At 61.2% G+C, this 15,828-nt stretch carries 17 protein-coding genes; 8 read left to right on the top strand and 9 right to left on the bottom strand.

What is annotated here, in order from left to right:
- The first annotated feature begins 261 nt into the window (after positions 1-261).
- Both NH234_RS22450 and NH234_RS22445 read left to right on the top strand, forming a co-directional pair.
- A complete protein-coding gene (locus NH234_RS22450; RefSeq protein ID WP_085730407.1) occupies positions 262-1,596 on the top strand; it encodes a dicarboxylate/amino acid:cation symporter in 1,335 nt (444 codons plus the stop codon).
- A gap of 145 nt (positions 1,597-1,741) precedes the next feature.
- Positions 1,742-2,923, top strand: coding sequence for a CaiB/BaiF CoA transferase family protein (locus tag NH234_RS22445; RefSeq protein WP_367254346.1), 1,182 nt, complete (start codon positions 1,742-1,744; stop codon positions 2,921-2,923).
- 1 nt (position 2,924) lies between these two features.
- Here NH234_RS22445 and NH234_RS22440 read toward each other — a convergent pair whose 3' ends face one another.
- Positions 2,925-3,419, bottom strand: coding sequence for a SprT family zinc-dependent metalloprotease (locus NH234_RS22440; protein WP_007957760.1), 495 nt, complete (start codon positions 3,417-3,419; stop codon positions 2,925-2,927).
- Positions 3,420-3,576: 157 nt separating this feature from the next.
- Positions 3,577-4,179: a Yip1 family protein gene (locus tag NH234_RS22435; protein ID WP_085730410.1), complete on the bottom strand. Its 603-nt coding sequence runs from the start codon at positions 4,177-4,179 to the stop codon at positions 3,577-3,579.
- Between the two features lie 289 nt (positions 4,180-4,468).
- On the opposite strand from NH234_RS22435, the gene ttcA reads away from it, so the two are divergent.
- Together ttcA and NH234_RS22425 are read left to right on the top strand one after the other, a co-directional pair.
- A complete protein-coding gene (gene ttcA / locus NH234_RS22430; RefSeq protein WP_011335493.1) occupies positions 4,469-5,293 on the top strand; it encodes a tRNA 2-thiocytidine(32) synthetase TtcA in 825 nt (274 codons plus the stop codon).
- 69 nt (positions 5,294-5,362) lie between these two features.
- Entirely contained in the window at positions 5,363-6,037 is a 675-nt protein-coding gene (locus tag NH234_RS22425; protein WP_085730411.1) for a DNA-3-methyladenine glycosylase I, read from the top strand.
- A 51-nt stretch (positions 6,038-6,088) separates the two neighbouring features.
- On the opposite strand, the gene NH234_RS22420 is transcribed toward NH234_RS22425, so the two are convergent.
- Genes NH234_RS22420 through arsC form a run of 3 tightly spaced genes read right to left on the bottom strand, consistent with a single transcriptional unit; the run spans position 6,089 to position 7,462 of the window.
- A complete protein-coding gene (locus NH234_RS22420) occupies positions 6,089-6,514 on the bottom strand; it encodes a DUF2069 domain-containing protein (protein WP_085730412.1) in 426 nt (141 codons plus the stop codon).
- Position 6,515: 1 nt separating this feature from the next.
- Complete coding sequence (gene wrbA, locus NH234_RS22415) at positions 6,516-7,112, bottom strand: NAD(P)H:quinone oxidoreductase (protein WP_085730413.1); 597 nt, start codon at positions 7,110-7,112, stop codon at positions 6,516-6,518.
- Positions 7,109-7,462, bottom strand: a complete 354-nt coding sequence (arsC, locus tag NH234_RS22410) for an arsenate reductase (glutaredoxin) (protein WP_367254345.1) — start codon at positions 7,460-7,462, stop codon at positions 7,109-7,111. Before arsC ends, wrbA begins: the two co-directional genes overlap by 4 nt.
- Positions 7,463-7,576: 114 nt before the next feature.
- Between arsC and NH234_RS22405 the strand changes: the two genes are divergently transcribed.
- Positions 7,577-8,044 carry a TlpA disulfide reductase family protein gene (locus tag NH234_RS22405; RefSeq protein ID WP_085730415.1) on the top strand — a complete coding sequence of 156 codons (468 nt, stop codon included), beginning with the start codon at positions 7,577-7,579 and terminating at the stop codon, positions 8,042-8,044.
- Between the two features lie 38 nt (positions 8,045-8,082).
- Here NH234_RS22405 and NH234_RS22400 read toward each other — a convergent pair whose 3' ends face one another.
- Both NH234_RS22400 and NH234_RS22395 read right to left on the bottom strand, forming a co-directional pair.
- On the bottom strand, positions 8,083-8,487 hold the full coding sequence (locus NH234_RS22400) for an META domain-containing protein (protein WP_367254344.1): 405 nt from the start codon (positions 8,485-8,487) through the stop codon (positions 8,083-8,085).
- Positions 8,487-8,921, bottom strand: a complete 435-nt coding sequence (locus NH234_RS22395; protein WP_192558738.1) for a hypothetical protein — start codon at positions 8,919-8,921, stop codon at positions 8,487-8,489. The genes NH234_RS22400 and NH234_RS22395 overlap by 1 nt, the downstream gene beginning before the upstream one ends.
- Before the next feature lie 133 nt (positions 8,922-9,054).
- Here NH234_RS22395 and NH234_RS22390 point away from each other — a divergent pair, with 133 nt between their 5' ends.
- Positions 9,055-9,537, top strand: coding sequence for a hypothetical protein (locus NH234_RS22390; protein WP_367254342.1), 483 nt, complete (start codon positions 9,055-9,057; stop codon positions 9,535-9,537).
- Between the two features lie 10 nt (positions 9,538-9,547).
- On the opposite strand, the gene NH234_RS22385 is transcribed toward NH234_RS22390, so the two are convergent.
- Positions 9,548-10,537, bottom strand: a complete 990-nt coding sequence (locus NH234_RS22385) for a 2-hydroxyacid dehydrogenase (RefSeq protein WP_367254341.1) — start codon at positions 10,535-10,537, stop codon at positions 9,548-9,550.
- 83 nt (positions 10,538-10,620) lie between these two features.
- Complete coding sequence (locus NH234_RS22380) at positions 10,621-13,374, bottom strand: response regulator (RefSeq protein ID WP_367254340.1); 2,754 nt, start codon at positions 13,372-13,374, stop codon at positions 10,621-10,623.
- 216 nt (positions 13,375-13,590) lie between these two features.
- Between NH234_RS22380 and NH234_RS22375 the strand changes: the two genes are divergently transcribed.
- Positions 13,591-14,313: a response regulator transcription factor gene (locus NH234_RS22375; protein ID WP_085730421.1), complete on the top strand. Its 723-nt coding sequence runs from the start codon at positions 13,591-13,593 to the stop codon at positions 14,311-14,313.
- Positions 14,300-15,724 carry a histidine kinase sensor domain-containing protein gene (locus NH234_RS22370; protein WP_367254339.1) on the top strand — a complete coding sequence of 475 codons (1,425 nt, stop codon included), beginning with the start codon at positions 14,300-14,302 and terminating at the stop codon, positions 15,722-15,724. The genes NH234_RS22375 and NH234_RS22370 overlap by 14 nt, the downstream gene beginning before the upstream one ends.
- Positions 15,725-15,828 lie beyond the last annotated feature (104 nt).

Raw genomic sequence — 15,828 nt, 5'->3', positions numbered from 1 at the left:
GTGCGTTGGCGGAAATCCGCCACGCTTGGGTAACCGAATGGTGACACAGAAAAACCTGCATCCCCTGATATCAAAAGGCTTGCAGCGAATTGCACCAAAGTGGCACGAGGTTTGCGATAAAAGCGACAGAAGCGTGCGCCGAGCCGGTCCGGAAAAGCGTCGCTCGACACAACAAATCCCTCCAGTGCAGGAGGGTTCGCAATTCAAGTGTCGCGTTCAACAGATGGATGTTGCTACGCGGGACTCTTGAGGAACTTTGCAATGACGACTCGTCAGCCACTGTACAAATCCCTGTATTTCCAGGTGATCGTCGCAATCTGTATCGGTATTGCGCTCGGCCACTACTACCCGCAGTTCGGCGTGGCCGTAAAGCCGCTGGGTGACGGGTTCATCAAACTGATCAAAATGATCATCGCGCCAATCATCTTCTGCACCGTGGTCAGCGGCATCGCCGGCATGCAGAACATGAAGTCGGTCGGCAAGACCGGCGGTTACGCGCTCCTGTACTTCGAAATCGTTTCGACCATCGCCCTGCTGGTGGGCCTGATCGTGGTCAACATCGTGCAGCCGGGCAACGGCATGCACATCGACGTCGCCACCCTCGACGCCTCGAAAGTCGCTACCTACGTAGCACAGGGCGCTGACCAGAGCGTTGTCGGCTTCCTGCTCAACGTGATCCCGACCACCATCGTCGGCGCGTTCGCCACCGGTGACATTCTGCAAGTACTGATGTTCTCGGTGATCTTCGGTTTCGCCCTGCATCGCCTGGGTGCCTACGGCAAGCCGATCCTGGACTTCATCGATCGCTTCGCCCACGTGATGTTCAACATCATCAACATGATCATGAAGCTCGCGCCGATCGGTGCCTTCGGTGCGATGGCCTTCACCATCGGCGCCTACGGTGTCGGCTCGCTGGTGCAGCTGGGTCAACTGATGGCGTGCTTCTACATCACTTGCCTGGCGTTCATCCTGATCGTGCTGGGTGCCATCGCCCGCATGCACGGCTTCAGCGTGCTGAAGATGATCCGCTACATCCGTGAAGAGCTGCTGATCGTGCTCGGTACTTCCTCGTCGGAATCGGTACTGCCACGCATGCTGATCAAGATGGAGCGTCTGGGCGCGAAGAAATCGGTAGTGGGTCTGGTGATCCCGACCGGTTACTCCTTCAACCTTGACGGTACCGCGATCTACCTGACCATGGCGGCCGTGTTCATCGCTCAGGCGACCGACACCCACATGGACATCACTCACCAGATCACCCTGCTGGTGGTGTTGCTGCTGTCCTCCAAAGGCGCCGCCGGTGTGACCGGTTCGGGCTTCATCGTACTGGCAGCCACCCTGTCGGCCGTAGGTCACCTGCCAGTGGCCGGTCTGGCACTGATCCTGGGTATCGACCGTTTCATGTCCGAAGCCCGCGCCCTGACCAACCTGGTCGGCAACGCCGTTGCCACCATCGTTGTGGCCAAGTGGGTCAAGGAACTGGACACCGACGTACTGGACGCCGAGCTGGCCTCGGGCGGTCGCGGTATCGTCGACCAGCGTCACGAAGACGACCTGGGTGTGGCCGAAGGCCCGACCCCGAGCAATGTGAAGTAAGCATCGCTTGAATGGAAAAACCCGCTGCGGCGGGTTTTTTCTTGCCTGCGATTTGAGCGCAACGGTCAGCGCAACTGATGCATCCGGTAATTGCCCCAGCGCCGACGGCTGCCTAGGCTGCATGCATCGTTGAAGGAGATCGCCCATGTCTGCACCGCTGGCCTCACTAAAGATTCTGGATTTCTCGACCCTGCTGCCGGGGCCGTTCGCCTCGCTGTTGCTGGCTGACATGGGCGCCGAGGTGCTGCGCATCGAATCGCCGACCCGCCTTGATCTGCTGCGGGTGTTGCCGCCTCACGATCACGGGACTTCGGCCAGCCACGCCTACCTGAATCGCAATAAACGCAGTCTGGCGCTGGACCTCAAGCAGCCTGAGGCGCTGGAGCTGGTGAGGCAGTTGCTGGCGAACTACGACATCGTGCTGGAGCAGTTTCGCCCCGGCGTGATGGAGCGGCTGGGGCTGGGTTACGAGGCGCTGAAGGCGATCAATCCGAAGCTGATTTATGTGTCGATCACCGGTTACGGCCAGACCGGGCCTTACAAGGATCGCGCCGGGCATGACATCAACTATCTGGCACTGGCCGGGCTCTCCAGCTACACCGGGCGCGCGGACAGCGGGCCGTTGCCGTTGGGCATGCAGGTGGCGGATGTCGCGGGTGGCTCGCTGCATGGGGTGATCGGCCTGTTGGCTGCGGTGATATCACGGCAGCAGACCGGGCAGGGCACGCATCTGGACGTGAGCATGACTGACTGTTCGTTCAGCCTGAACGCCATGGCCGGTGCCGGGTATCTCGCCTGTGACGAGGAGCCGGGCTGGGAGGATCAGATGCTCAATGGCGGCAGCTTCTACGATTACTACCGCTCCCGGGATGGGCGCTGGATGTCGGTGGGCAGTCTGGAGCCGGCGTTCATGCAGCAACTGTGCGCCGCGTTGGGTCGGCCGGAACTGGCGGCTCAGGGTTTATCACCCAAACCCGAGCAACAACGGGCGCTCAAGGACGCCTTGAAGGTCGAGTTCGAGAAGCATGACTTTGCTGAACTGTGCGAGTTGTTCGCCGGGATTGATGCCTGTGTCGAACCGGTTCTGAACCTGGGCGAGGCGGTGCAGCATCCGCAGTTGCAGGCGCGGGAGCTGGTGACTCAGGTGCCGCGTGGGGATGGCTCGACGCAGGCGCAGATCGCTTGCCCGCTGAAGTTTTCCGAAGGGTTGCCGTCGCCGCGACATATCGGCGCGGCGCTGGGGCAGCATACGGATCAGGTGTTGGGGGAGTTGGGCTTGAGTGTTGAGCGCATTGCCGAATTGCGGCGAGCCAAGGTGATCGCCTGACTCACTCGACCCGCATCTCGCCACTGAACACCAGCGTATTCCGGCATCGGCGGCACAAATACCGCCGGCCTTGCCGCACCAGACTATGGCGCTGGGCCGAAAACGGGAAATCACTGTCGGCACAGGGGCATTTATAGATGTAGCGGGTCACGCTGCGCCGTTTGACTTCGTAGGTATGGCAGCGATCCGGCGGCAGCTCATAGACCCCGCGCATGATCAGTTGCCACTCCTCGCCATGGGGCTGGATGCGGTCGCCGAACAGTTGATGGGCGATCAGGTGCGCGACTTCGTGGGCCACGGTCTGCTTGAGGAAGTGTTCGGTGTTTTCCCGGTACAGCTGCGGGTTGAAGCGCAGCAGGTTCTCGTGCAGATGCGCGACCCCGGCTTTTTGCCCGCGCAGCTTGAGGCTCACGACGGGGCGTTTGAAGGGACGTTTGAAAAAGGATTCAGCGAGTTGGAAACAGTCTTCGACGCGGGTATTGAGTTGCTCGGGCATGCTTGATGGATCTCCAGAGGTTCGGAGTATGCCGCAACCTTTCGGCGTTGCGTATCGCCAAACTGCCGAATGGTCGCGACGTCTCTTTCAGGCATGAGAAGGCCGCCTTGCGGCGGCCTGTGTTGGCGGATCTTGTTCTTCTCGGCGTTGCAGCCACCTAATTCGTGTAGACGGGCCCCACGCCCAGTCCCCAGACAATCACGGTAAACGCCATGATGGCCACCAGCACCACCAGACCTACCGCCAGTACCGAGCTGGAAAACAGAAAACCCTCGTCAGACGGAATGTTCATGAAGGTCGGCAACCCCACATACAACAGGTACACCGTGTAGCAGATGGCCGCCGTACCGACGATCATCCCCAGCCACATATGTGGATACAACGCCGCCAGCCCGCCGACGAACAATGGTGTCGCGGTGTAGGTGGCAAACGCCACGCAGCGGGCCAGGCTCGGGTTGGCGTCATAGGTGCGGGCCATCCAGTGCACGAAAGCACCCATGACCGCGACCCCGCCGAGCATCGCCAGGTACGACATGATGGTCATCCACAACGCGCTTTCGACGGTGAGCATCACCGGTGCGCGGCTGCCGATGACCCAGCCGACCTGCGTCGTGCCGATAAACGCCGAAATGGCGGGGATCGCCGCCAGAATCAGCGTGTGTGTCAGGTACATGTGGCTGATGCTTTCCTCTTGGTCGCCACGGATTTCCTTCCATTCCTGATCGGGGTGGGTAAAAAGTCCCACTACGTGATGGATCATGCCAGTCACTCCTCTTTTTATTGCCATCGCCCCCCAGCGGAGCGCCTACGGGCCAATGTGGCCGAGCAAATACAGGTCTTCAGATTGCGTGCGACCTTATGTCGCAGTATAGAAAGGTCTTAACCGCACAGGTAATAGGGTCTTAGAGCAAATCGCGCTGTAAACCGGCGGGGTAATCGCGTCGGGGTCTGTGCAAACGGGCAATCGAGGGGGCGACAACCTGTGGCCACAACCCCGGTGTTTTTGCGTAAAATGCCCGCCTTTCGTCACACCTCACGGATTTCGCGTCATGGGCACTCTTACGGTCAACCAGAACAAACTGCAAAAGCGCCTGCGCCGCCTGGCCGGCGAAGCAGTCACCGACTTCAACATGATCGAAGACGGCGACAAGGTCATGGTCTGCCTGTCCGGGGGCAAGGACAGCTACACCATGCTCGACGTGCTGATGCACCTGCAGAAGGTTGCACCGATCAAGTTCGAGATCGTCGCCGTGAATATGGACCAGAAGCAGCCGGGCTTCCCTGAGCACGTGCTGCCGGCCTACCTGAAAGAGCTGGGCATCGAGTACCACATCGTCGAGAAAGACACGTACTCGGTGGTCAAGGAACTGATCCCGGAAGGCAAGACCACCTGCTCGCTGTGCTCGCGTCTGCGTCGCGGCACGCTGTACACCTTCGCCGACGAAATCGGTGCGACCAAAATGGCCCTCGGTCATCACCGCGACGACATCGTCGAGACGTTCTTCCTCAACATGTTCTTCAACGGCAGCCTAAAGGCAATGCCGCCGAAGCTGCGCGCCGACGACGGACGCAACGTGGTGATCCGCCCGTTGGCCTACTGCAACGAGAAAGACATCCAGGCCTACTCGGACTTCAAGCAATTCCCGATCATTCCGTGCAACCTCTGCGGTTCCCAGGAAAACCTGCAACGTCAGGTGGTCAAGGAAATGCTCCAGGACTGGGAGCGCAAGACCCCGGGCCGTACCGAGAGCATTTTCCGCAGCCTGCAGAACGTGATCCCGTCGCAACTGGCTGACCGTAACCTGTTCGACTTCACCAGCCTGAAGATTGATGAAACCGCGGCTTCGCGTTTCGTTAACGTGGTGAACCTGTAAGCGATCCGATCGCTTGAAAAAAAACGGCGCTCGCGGGCGCCGTTTTCAATTCGTTTTCTAGGAGAGGGCATGCGCGATTACAAGTGGCTGCACGAATACTGTCTGAACCGATTCGGTTCGGCGGCTGAACTGGAAGCCCATCTGCCTGTTCCCAAGACCCCGGCGCAATTGCGCCAGATCAGCGACGACCGTTATCTCTCGACCATGGCCCTGAGGGTCTTCCGTGCCGGGCTCAAGCACAGCCTGGTGGACGCCAAGTGGCCAGCTTTCGAAGAAGTGTTCTTCAAGTTCGATCCGGAAAAGGTCGTACTGATGAGCGCCGAACACCTTGAGCGGTTGATGCAGGACGCGCGGATCATCCGTCACCTGGGCAAACTGAAAAGCGTGCCGCGCAATGCGCAGTTCATTCTGGACGTCGAGAAAGAAAAGGGCAGTTTCGGCGCATTGCTGGCGGACTGGCCGGTGACCGATATCGTCGGCCTGTGGACCTACCTGAAAAAGCACGGTCATCAATTGGGCGGGCTGTCGGCGCCACGCTTCCTGCGCATGGTTGGCAAGGACACGTTCGTGCCGAGCTACGATGTGGTCGCGGCGTTGAATGCACAGAAGATCGTCGACAAGGCACCGAGCAGTCTGCGGGATCTGGCCACGGTGCAGAACGCGTTCAACCAGTGGCATGAAGAAAGTGGCGGACGGCCGATGAGCCAGATTTCGATGATGCTGGCATACACCGTCAACCATTGAGACCGAGTGATCGTTCCCACGCAGAACGTAGGAACGATACCGGGAGAGCTGTCAGGCGACGGAGATTTCGCCTTCGCCGGCCAGCTTGCGGTTCAACTGATACCGCCAGCGCACATACAGCAGCGCCGAGCAGAACACCGCCAGACTGGCGATCATCTCCAGCACGCCGAACAACTGGCGGCTCGGGTCATACGCCGCCAGTGCGCCCTTGATGAAATACAGGTTCACCACAAAGCACATCCACGAATGCCCGCGGGCGCTGCCCATGATCATGCCCGGTGCCAGCACCAGCCACGGGATCAGCTCAATCAGCAGAATCACCCACGGCCGCGCGCCGTGGAGGTCGGCGAACACAAGGTAATACGCAGCGAGCAGTCCGGCCAGACCGAAAAAGCACAGCAGACTGATCACCCGCATCGCCCGCACCCGTGGCTCCAGCCATTCGACGGCGGGCAGGACTTTCGGCTTTCTGGCCATCTCAGTTCCCCAGCTTCTGGGCCGTCCTGGCCAGACGTGCGCCCAGTGCGCGGCACAGCGCCACTTCGTGCTGATCGAGGCCGCTTTTGCCGTCAGCCCCGGCGTGATGGCTGGCGCCGTACGGCGTGCCGCCGCCCTGGGTTTCCAGCAGCGCCGATTCGCTGTAGGGCAGGCCGGTGATCAACATGCCGTGGTGCAGCAGCGGCAGCATCATCGACAGCAGGGTGGTCTCCTGACCGCCGTGCAGGCTGGCGGTGGACGTGAACACGCCGGCCGGTTTGCCGACCAGCGCGCCGGTCAGCCACAGGTTGCTGGTGCCATCCAGAAAGTACTTGAGCGGCGCGGCCATGTTGCCGAAACGGGTCGGACTGCCGAGGGCCAGGCCGGCGCAGTTCTTCAGGTCATCCAGCGTGGCGTACAGCGCGCCTTCATCCGGAATGTCCGGCGACACGGCTTCGCACTCGGTGGAGATCGCCGGCACGGTGCGCAGGCGCGCTTCGAGGCCGCCCTGTTCGACGCCACGGGCGATCTGCCGGGCCATCTCGTTGGTCGAACCGCTGCGGCTGTAATACAGGACCAGAATGTACGGCGCACTCACGGCAACAGCTCCAGGATCTGCTCCGGTGGACGGCCGATGACGGCTTTGTCGCCAGTTTCGAGGATCGGGCGCTCCATCAACTTCGGATGCGCCGCAATGGCTTCGATCAATTGTTTCTCGGTGAGACTGACATCCGCCAGGTTCAGGGTCTTGTATTCGTCTTCGCCGGTGCGCAGCAGTTGCCGGGCGCTGATCCCCAGCTTGCCGAGCAATGCCTTGATTTGCGCGGCGTCCAGCGGCGTTTCGAGGTAGCGCACCACGTTCGGCGTCAGGCCACGGGCTTCGAGCAGTTCGAGCGCACCGCGGGATTTCGAGCAGCGCGGGTTGTGATAAAGCGTCAGATCGGTCATGGGCGGGTCGCTTCTTGCGTAGAGTGGCGGCTATTCTAACTGTGCAGCGCGCAATCCAGAACCTTGGGAGGCGATGGGTCGCAGGCGCATTCAATTTTTCACAAGGAACATGACATGACACGGCGACTGGCAGCGGCATTGACGATCATCGGGGCGTTGATGCTGGGCGGCTGCGGTAACGACTACGGCATTGACCAGAACGGGCAGAAGGTCGCGTCCGAGCGCCTGGACAAACAATGGGTCGTACTCAATTACTGGGCCGAATGGTGCGGTCCGTGCCGCACGGAAATCCCGGAACTCAATCATCTGGCCGACGAGCTCAAGGGCAAGAAGATCGGTGTGTTCGGGGTCAACTTCGACAACGTGCAGGGTGAAGAGCTGAAAGGTGCCAGCGAGAAACTCGGCATCAAGTTCACCGTGCTGGCGCAGGATCCGGCGGATCTGTTCGAACTGCCGCGCAGTGAGGCCTTGCCGGTGACCTACATCATCGACAACAAGGGCAAGGTGCGGGAACAGTTGATGGGCGAGCAGACGGCGGCGGGGGTGATGGCGAAGCTGGAGGCATTGAAGGCGAGCAATTGAGGATCGTTCCCACGCTCTGCGTGGGAACGATTGGAAGGTCAGCCCTCTTCCAGCCACCAGCGCAATGGCTTGCCCTCGGCAGGCCAGAAACGCATCTGCTCGATGGGCGAAACGTCCCAGCGCTCGACTTTCTCCAGGGCCTGGAGGAAACGCTGTTCCTGCTCCATCAACGCCGGAGCACACAGTTTGCGGGTCTTGCCGACCTTGCCGAAGCTGAGTTTGTCGCCTTCCAGAGTGTAGGGCGCGAACCAATGGTTGCAGCCGCCGTTGCCATACGCCCGGCCATCATCGCCGAGGGTCACAGTCAGGTGGCTGTAGTCCATCAGTGGCCGCTCGCCGATCCACTCCAGAATGTAGCTGCGGTTCTGTTGCAGTTGCACAGGCTCCGCGGCGCAACCCATCAGGCCGGCGCCGAAAGCGGCGGTCAGGGCCAGGTGTTTCATCACGCCGGCTCCTGGCATTTCGGACACAGGTGCTTGTCATCGACGGCTTTCCAGCCGAGCTCGGCGATACGTGCCGTAGCGGCTGGTTTTTCTGCCGGTTTGCCGAGCTTGGCGTCTACCGCGAATTCGAAGCTCAGTTCCTTGGCGCAGCTGTCACAGTTGACCTGCCAGGTATGGATCGCCAGTTCGCCGAACACCGGGCCGGTGGTCATCGCGGTCCATTGACCCGGCGGGTTGATCAGGTGGCGGACGGTGTCGACGGTCAGGCGCATGGACAAGTCCTTGCTGCCTTTGAGGGTCACGACCAGCACGTCACCGATACGGATCGAACCACCGTTGCCGGTGACCTGATAACGGCCCGGTACGAGGGCGCGGCATTCGGTGAGGGTGTGTTGCGGGTTCATCAGGGTGTAGCGGAAATCGTGTTCGACCATGGGTCCTCCAAATATGCGCGACATGCTAGCACGGGCTTGATTGCAGAATAACGCGCGCTTGCGACCTTCGATCCGGTTCAAATCGACACCACAGTCGTGGCAAACTGCCGCCTTCATCTCTAAGGAACGGAACATGGCGCTGATCGAATGTTATGAATGCAAGCGGAGCATCAGCCCCGAAGCGATGACGTGCATTCATTGCGGGGCTCCGATGACGGGTAAACACGCACCACTGCAGGTTTCCCGGCCGGCCACCGCGACATCAACGATTTCCTTTGGCAGTCTGCCCCGGAACAAGGCAGTTACCGACGCTTTCGTCGCAGAAGCCGCTCCTGCGTCTGCCCTGGAACCCAAAGTCATGCCCGCCGCCGCTGGGCGCCGCCGCCGGCAGCAGGCCGAACAGGCAGCCGAGCAAGCGGTCGAGCAACAGTCGTATGTCGATGGTGTGCGCCCGGTAGAGGGCTGGCTGAAGGTCATGGCGTTTCTGATGCCGATGATGTTTGTCTGGTTTCTGCTGCGTCGGGGCCACTCCCTCAAGCAGCGACTGTTTGGCTTCGGCTGGCTGGCGTTGCTGATTTTTTGCGTGGCGATTGCCCCGACGCCGCCTCCGGTCTGACGATCGATTGTCAGCCTTCGACCTGGTTCTGCGGCGTTCCTGCCGCCCAGGTCGCGATGTTGTGCAGGGTGGTGGCGGCAATCGCACCCAGCGCCTCGTGGGTCAGAAACGCCTGATGCGCAGTAATGATCACGTTGGGGAATGTCAGCAACCGCGCGAGCACGTCGTCCTGTAAAGGCAGGTCGGAGCGGTCTTCGAAAAACAGTTGCGCCTCTTCTTCGTAAACATCCAGCCCCAGATACCCCAGTTGGCCGTCCTTCAGAGCGTCGATCAGCGCCGGTGTGTCTACAAGGCCACCGCGCCCGGTATTGATCAGCATCGCACCGGGTTGCATGTGCGCCAGCGAATCACGGTTGATCAGGTGCTTGCTCTGCTCGTTGAGCGGGCAATGCAGGCTGATGATCTGCGATTGCTCCAGCAGTTGCGGCAGACTGAGATAGCGCGCCCCCAAGGCTTCGACGGCCGGGTTCGGATACGGGTCGAAGGCCAGCAGCTCACAGCCGAAACCGTGCATGATTTTCGCAAACGTTGCGCCGATCTGACCGGTGCCGACAATGCCGACGGTCTTGCCGACCAGATCGAAACCGGTCAGCCCGTGCAGGCTGAAGTCGCCTTCGCGGGTGCGGTTATAGGCCCGGTGCAGTCGGCGATTGAGTGCAAGAATCAGCGCCACCGCATGCTCGGCCACCGCGTGGGGCGAGTAGGCCGGTACGCGCGTGACGACCAGTCCCAGGCGTTTGGCGGCGCTCAGGTCGACATGGTTGTAACCCGCCGAACGCAGGGCGATCAGTCGGGTTCCGCCGGCCGCCAGGCGCTCCAGCACGGGAGCGCTGAGGTCATCGTTGATGAAGGCACAGACCACTTCGTACCGGTCGGCCAGGGGCGCCGTGTCGAGACTCAGTCGGGCCGGTTGAAAGTGCAGCTCGATGTCGGCCGGGCAGTCGGCGGCGAGGAAACTGTCGCGGTCGTAGGTCTGGCTGCTGAAAACGATCGTGCGCATGAAATCCTCCTGAAGCATCGACGCGGGCGTAAATCACCCGCGACAACTGTAGCCGCGTCGGCGTTGACCGGCATTGCCGTGGATCAGGCGCTGATCTTCGCCTGCGCCGCCAGACGATTGATCGCCCGCTCCAGTTCATCCAGTGCGGTTGAGGCCTTGGGGTCTTCCTGTTTGAGCAGGGTTTCGCTGCGCTGGCAGGCCGCGCGCAATTGTGGAACGCCGCAGTAGCGGGTGGCACCGTGCAGGCGATGCACCCGTTCGAGCAGACCGTTCTGATCCTGATTGTCGCGGGCCGTGCGAATGGCTTCGCGATCAGCCTCGAGCGAAGCCAGCAACATGGCCAGCATGTCCGCCGCCAGATCCGCCTTGCCGGCGGCCAGGCGCAAGCCTTCTTCGTGATCCAGTACCGGCAGGTCCTGATGCCCCACGAGGCTTTCACCGCCACGGTCCGGTGCCTGATTGCGCAGCGCCAGTCCTGTCCACTTCAGAACCACTTGGGCCAGTTGCCGTTCGCTGATCGGTTTGGTCAGGTAGTCGTCCATGCCGCTTTGCAACAGTGCGCGTTTTTCGTTGGCCATGGCGTGGGCGGTGAGGGCGACGATCGGCAGCGGCGTGCAATGGCGTTCGCTTTCCCACTGACGGATGGTCTCGGTGCTCTGGCGTCCGTCCATGCCCGGCATCTGCACGTCCATCAGCACCAGGTCGAAGGTTTCGCTCTGCACAGCCTTGACCGCCGCATAGCCGCTTTCGACGGCGAGCACCTTGGCGCCCATGTCTTCGAGCAATGTCTGCACCAGCAACAGGTTGGCAGGGTTGTCGTCGACACACAGCACTTTCGGCGCACGGCTCGACAGCGGTTCGCCGGGTTCGCTGCGTGTCTGGCGCGGGTTGACCATGTCCGACAACGCCCGGCGCAGCTTGCGGGTGCAGGCCGGTTTGGACTGGAGCTGGCTGTGCGGGTTGGGCACCGAGAGATGGAACAGCGTCAGTTCGGTGGTCGGGCACAACACCAGTACCCGACAGCCGAGGTGTTCGAGATCCCAGATGTGCTGGTTGAGGCGTTCCGGCGGCATGTCGTTGCTGGTGATGCCGAGCACCGCCAGATCGATGGCCTGATCGGTCTGATGGGCACCAGTGACACCATTGGTCAGACTTTCGAGGGTATTGAACGGTGTGACGTCGAGCCCGCAATCTTCCAGTTGATGCTGCAACGCCTGACGCGCCAGTTCGTGGTTTTCCAGCACCGCCACCCGACGGCCGAGCAATGGCGCGGCGGGCAGGTCTTCGGCGTCGTCGCGAGTCTTGGGCAGGCTCAGGCTGATCCAGAACTCCGAGCCTTCGCCCGGGGTGCTGTCGACGCCGATCTCGCCGCCCATCTGTTCGATCAGACGCTTGGAAATCACCAGCCCCAGACCGGTGCCGCCGGGCTGACGCGACAGCGAGTTGTCAGCCTGGCTGAAGGCCTGGAACAAGGCGCGCACGTCCTGGTTCGACAGGCCGATGCCGGTGTCCTGAATGCTGATGCGCAGTTGCACGCTGTCTTCGTGTTCTTCTTCGAGCATGGCGCGGGCGACGATGGTGCCCTCGCGGGTGAACTTGATCGCGTTGCTCACAAGGTTGGTGAGGATCTGCTTGAGCCGCAGCGGATCACCAACCAGCGACAGCGGCGTGTCGCGATAGACCAGGCTCACCAGTTCCAGCTGCTTGGCATGGGCAGCAGGGGCGAGGATGGTCAGGGTGTCCTGCAACAGGTCGCGCAAGTTGAACGGGATGTGGTCGAGCACCAGTTTGCCGGCCTCGATCTTCGAGAAGTCGAGGATTTCGTTGATGATCCCCAGCAGACTGTCGGCGGACTTTTCGATGGTGCCCAGGTAGTCGAGCTGGCGCGGGGTCAGCTCGCTTTTCTGCAGCAGGTGGGTGAAACCGAGAATGCCGTTGAGCGGCGTACGGATTTCGTGACTCATGTTGGCGAGGAACTCGGACTTGATCCGGCTCGCTTCCAGGGCCTCCTTGCGGGCCAGGTCCAGCTCGATGTTCTGGATCTCGATAGTTTCCAGGTTTTGACGCACGTCTTCGGTGGCCTGATCGACACTGTGCTGCAATTCTTCCCGGGCATTTTGCAGGGTGCCGGCCATGCGGTTGATGCCGGACGCCAGTTCATCCAGTTCCTGACTGCCGAGGGGCGGCAGGCGGGTTTCCAGATGACCGTCCTTGAGTTGCGCGACTGCCTGTTTGATCTGGCTGATCGGGCGATTGATCGTGCGGCCCATGCGCAGGGCCAGCAGTGCGGCGCCGGCGAGTCCTGCAGCAATTAGCAACAGGCTGGCGAACAGGCTTCGATAACCACGCAGCAACATGCCGTTGTGCGACAGCTCCAGTTCGACCCAGCCGAGCAGGCGATCGGACTCTTGAGGGATCAGTTCGCCAGCGAGATTGCGGTGTTTGCCGAACACTGGCAGCAGATAGCGGGTGGCGTCGTTGCCGCTGCGCCGCAGCAGTTGCGTGCTGTCGCCGCTGGGGGCCTGGTTGAGCATGGTCGGGCCGGCGTGGGCCAGTGGCGAACGGTCGGGGGCGAGGAACGTCACCGCGCGCACGTCCGGTTGTTCAAGGGATTGGGTGGCGATGCGCTCGAGCAGATCGGAATCGCCGTGACCCATGGCCGGCGCCACCAGCGGAGCGAGTTGCTCGGCGATCATTTCGCCGCGCTGCATCAATTGGGCCTGCAGGTCGGACTGCTGCGTCCAGGTGAAATAGCCGCCCAGCACCAGCGCCATCAGGCTGGTCGGCAACAGGGTCAGCAACAACACGCGACCTTTGATTCCCAGTTTCTTGAGCACGCCTATCTCCTGCATCCCGCTGATCGTTGACTCTTGCGTGCTTCCGGCACGCGGCATGGGCGCAGTGTAGCGATTTGCTTGCGGGCATTCCCGGGAAAAATCATGTCGTGATCCGTCGTTTCGGCGCCGGTCATTTGTCCGACAGGTCAACCTTGGGTTGCCGGGCGGCGGGCAATCTTGAATAATCGCCCAACTGAGAATTATTTGCAGATAGTCATGAATCCTGTCTCTGTTGGTCAGCCACGCATTCTTTCCATCGAGGACGATCCCGTTCTCGGCGCCTATGTTCACGAACAGTTGGGGCGCAGCGGCTTCCAGGTCACCTGGTGCCAGAGCGGCAGCGAAGGCCTGAGCATCGCCCGGCACCAGCCATTCGATGTGGTGCTGATGGACATTCTGTTGCCGGGCCTTGATGGTCTGAATGTGCTGACGCAACTGCGTCAGAGTCATTCCACGCCGGTGCTGTTGATGTCGGCGCTGGGGGCCGAGGCTGATCGCATCAGCGGTTTTCGTTTGGGGGCCGACGACTATCTGCCCAAGCCGTTCAGCATGGCCGAGTTGCATGTGCGGATCGAAGCGATCCTGCGTCGGGTCGCCCTCGACCGGCGCCCGGCCGTCAGCGTTGAGCCGGTGGCCGCGGGCGGTCTGCATTTCGACGATGAGCAGTGCGAAGTGTCCTACCGCAATCAACCCGCCGGCCTGACCCGCAGCGAATACCGCTTGCTCGAAACCCTCAATCGCAATGATGAAGAGGTGCTGAGCAAGGCCTTCCTTTATCAGCACGTGCTTCAGCGCGGCTACGCGGCCCACGACCGCAGCCTCGACATGCACATCAGCCAGATCCGCCGCAAACTCAAATCGATCGGCTACACCGAGCGGGAAGTGCGCACGGTGTGGGGAAAGGGTTACGTACTGAGCGCCGTCGATGAAGGTGTCTGACCTGCCGGGCCGGCATTCACTGTTCTGGAAGCTGGCCTGCCTGCTGGTGGCCTTCTGTCTGCTGATGATCTGGCTGAGTTGGTCCTGGGGCCGTTATATGGAGGAACGCAATCAGTTCCTCTCCGACGAGGCTCGCGGCACGCTCACCCGTTATGCCACCGAAGCCGAAGAAGCATGGCGGCGCGATCGACGTGATGGCGTGGACCGTTGGTTGCAGAGCATGGAATTGCGCGAAGCCGGTTGGGTCGGTGTGATCGACGGCAACTTGCAGTCGCTGAGCAGCGATTCGCTGAACGAAAAGGAAATCCAGCACCTGACTTTTTTGCGTGGACTTGATTGGCCGATTCATAAAAAGGGCCGGCCATGGCTGCGTGTTCCGTTCCCGACAGAGCCGGCCGCTGGCAGCCTGGTCATCGAGTTGCCCGAGAGGTTTCTGCCGGGCAAATATCGAGTGTTCTGGCGGGTGATCACCAACGGGGTGATTCCCGGCCTGTTCACCCTGTTGCTGTGTGTTGGCCTGTATCGCTTGCTGGTGGTGCCGCTCAACAACCTGCGCGAGCAGGCCAATGCGTGGCGTGCCGATCAATTGAATGTGCGCCTGTCGAGTGGCATTACCCAGCGCCCGGACGAACTCGGCGAACTGGCCCGTGCCTTTGACTCGATGTCCGAACGCCTGCAATCGACCATCGCCCTGCAACAGCAATTGTTGCGCGACCTGTCCCACGAACTGCGCACCCCCTTGAGTCGCCTGCGGGTGGCCAGCGAAAGCGAACAGGGTCTGTTGCCATTGCGCGAACGCATTGGCCGCGAAGTCGATGGCATGCAGCGGCTGGTCGAAGACACCCTGCAACTGGCCTGGCTCGAAACTGAACGTGCACCATTGCCGGACGAGGCGATCCAGATCCAGGCCTTGTGGGAGATGCTCACGGAAAACGCCTGTTACGAAAGTTGCTGTCCGGAAGGGAAATTGCAATGTGCGGTGGACGCATCGTGCTGGGTGCGCGGCAATCTCAACACCTTGGCCCAGGCGCTGGAAAACATCCTGCGCAACGCAATCCGTCATTCGCCACCGGGCGGCATCGTGCGACTGGATGGCCGACGTGACGGGGACTACTGGCATCTATGGCTGGAAGACGAGGGCGGTGGCGTGGCCGAGGCGAATCTGGAGCGAATCTTCTCGCCGTTCACCCGACTCGACGGTTCGCGTCCGGGGGATGGTGGATTCGGTCTGGGGCTGAGCATTGCGAGGAATGCGGTGCAGCGGCAGGGCGGGACCCTGTGGGCCGAGAACGGCCAGTCGGGATTGCGATTGAATTTGCGGTTAGTGGCGGATGACAGTGCCGTCACTCCCGACGCCTTCGCTGGCAAGCCAGTTACTGCCGGGGATATGTGTCGCCCGCAGGTTGTGTGAATAGCACAAGAAAGTGTCAGCGCTGCTGACACTCGTTTAAAAGTCGCACCACTGGCGCGACTTTTACTGCTTATTCCAAGAAACCATAAGCACCACACTTTGCG

Source organism: Pseudomonas sp. stari2 (assembly GCF_040760005.1).
Classification (GTDB): Bacteria; Pseudomonadota; Gammaproteobacteria; order Pseudomonadales; family Pseudomonadaceae; genus Aquipseudomonas.
The sequence above is the reverse complement of the archived record's forward strand: the minus strand, read 5'-3'. Positions and strand labels throughout refer to the sequence as shown.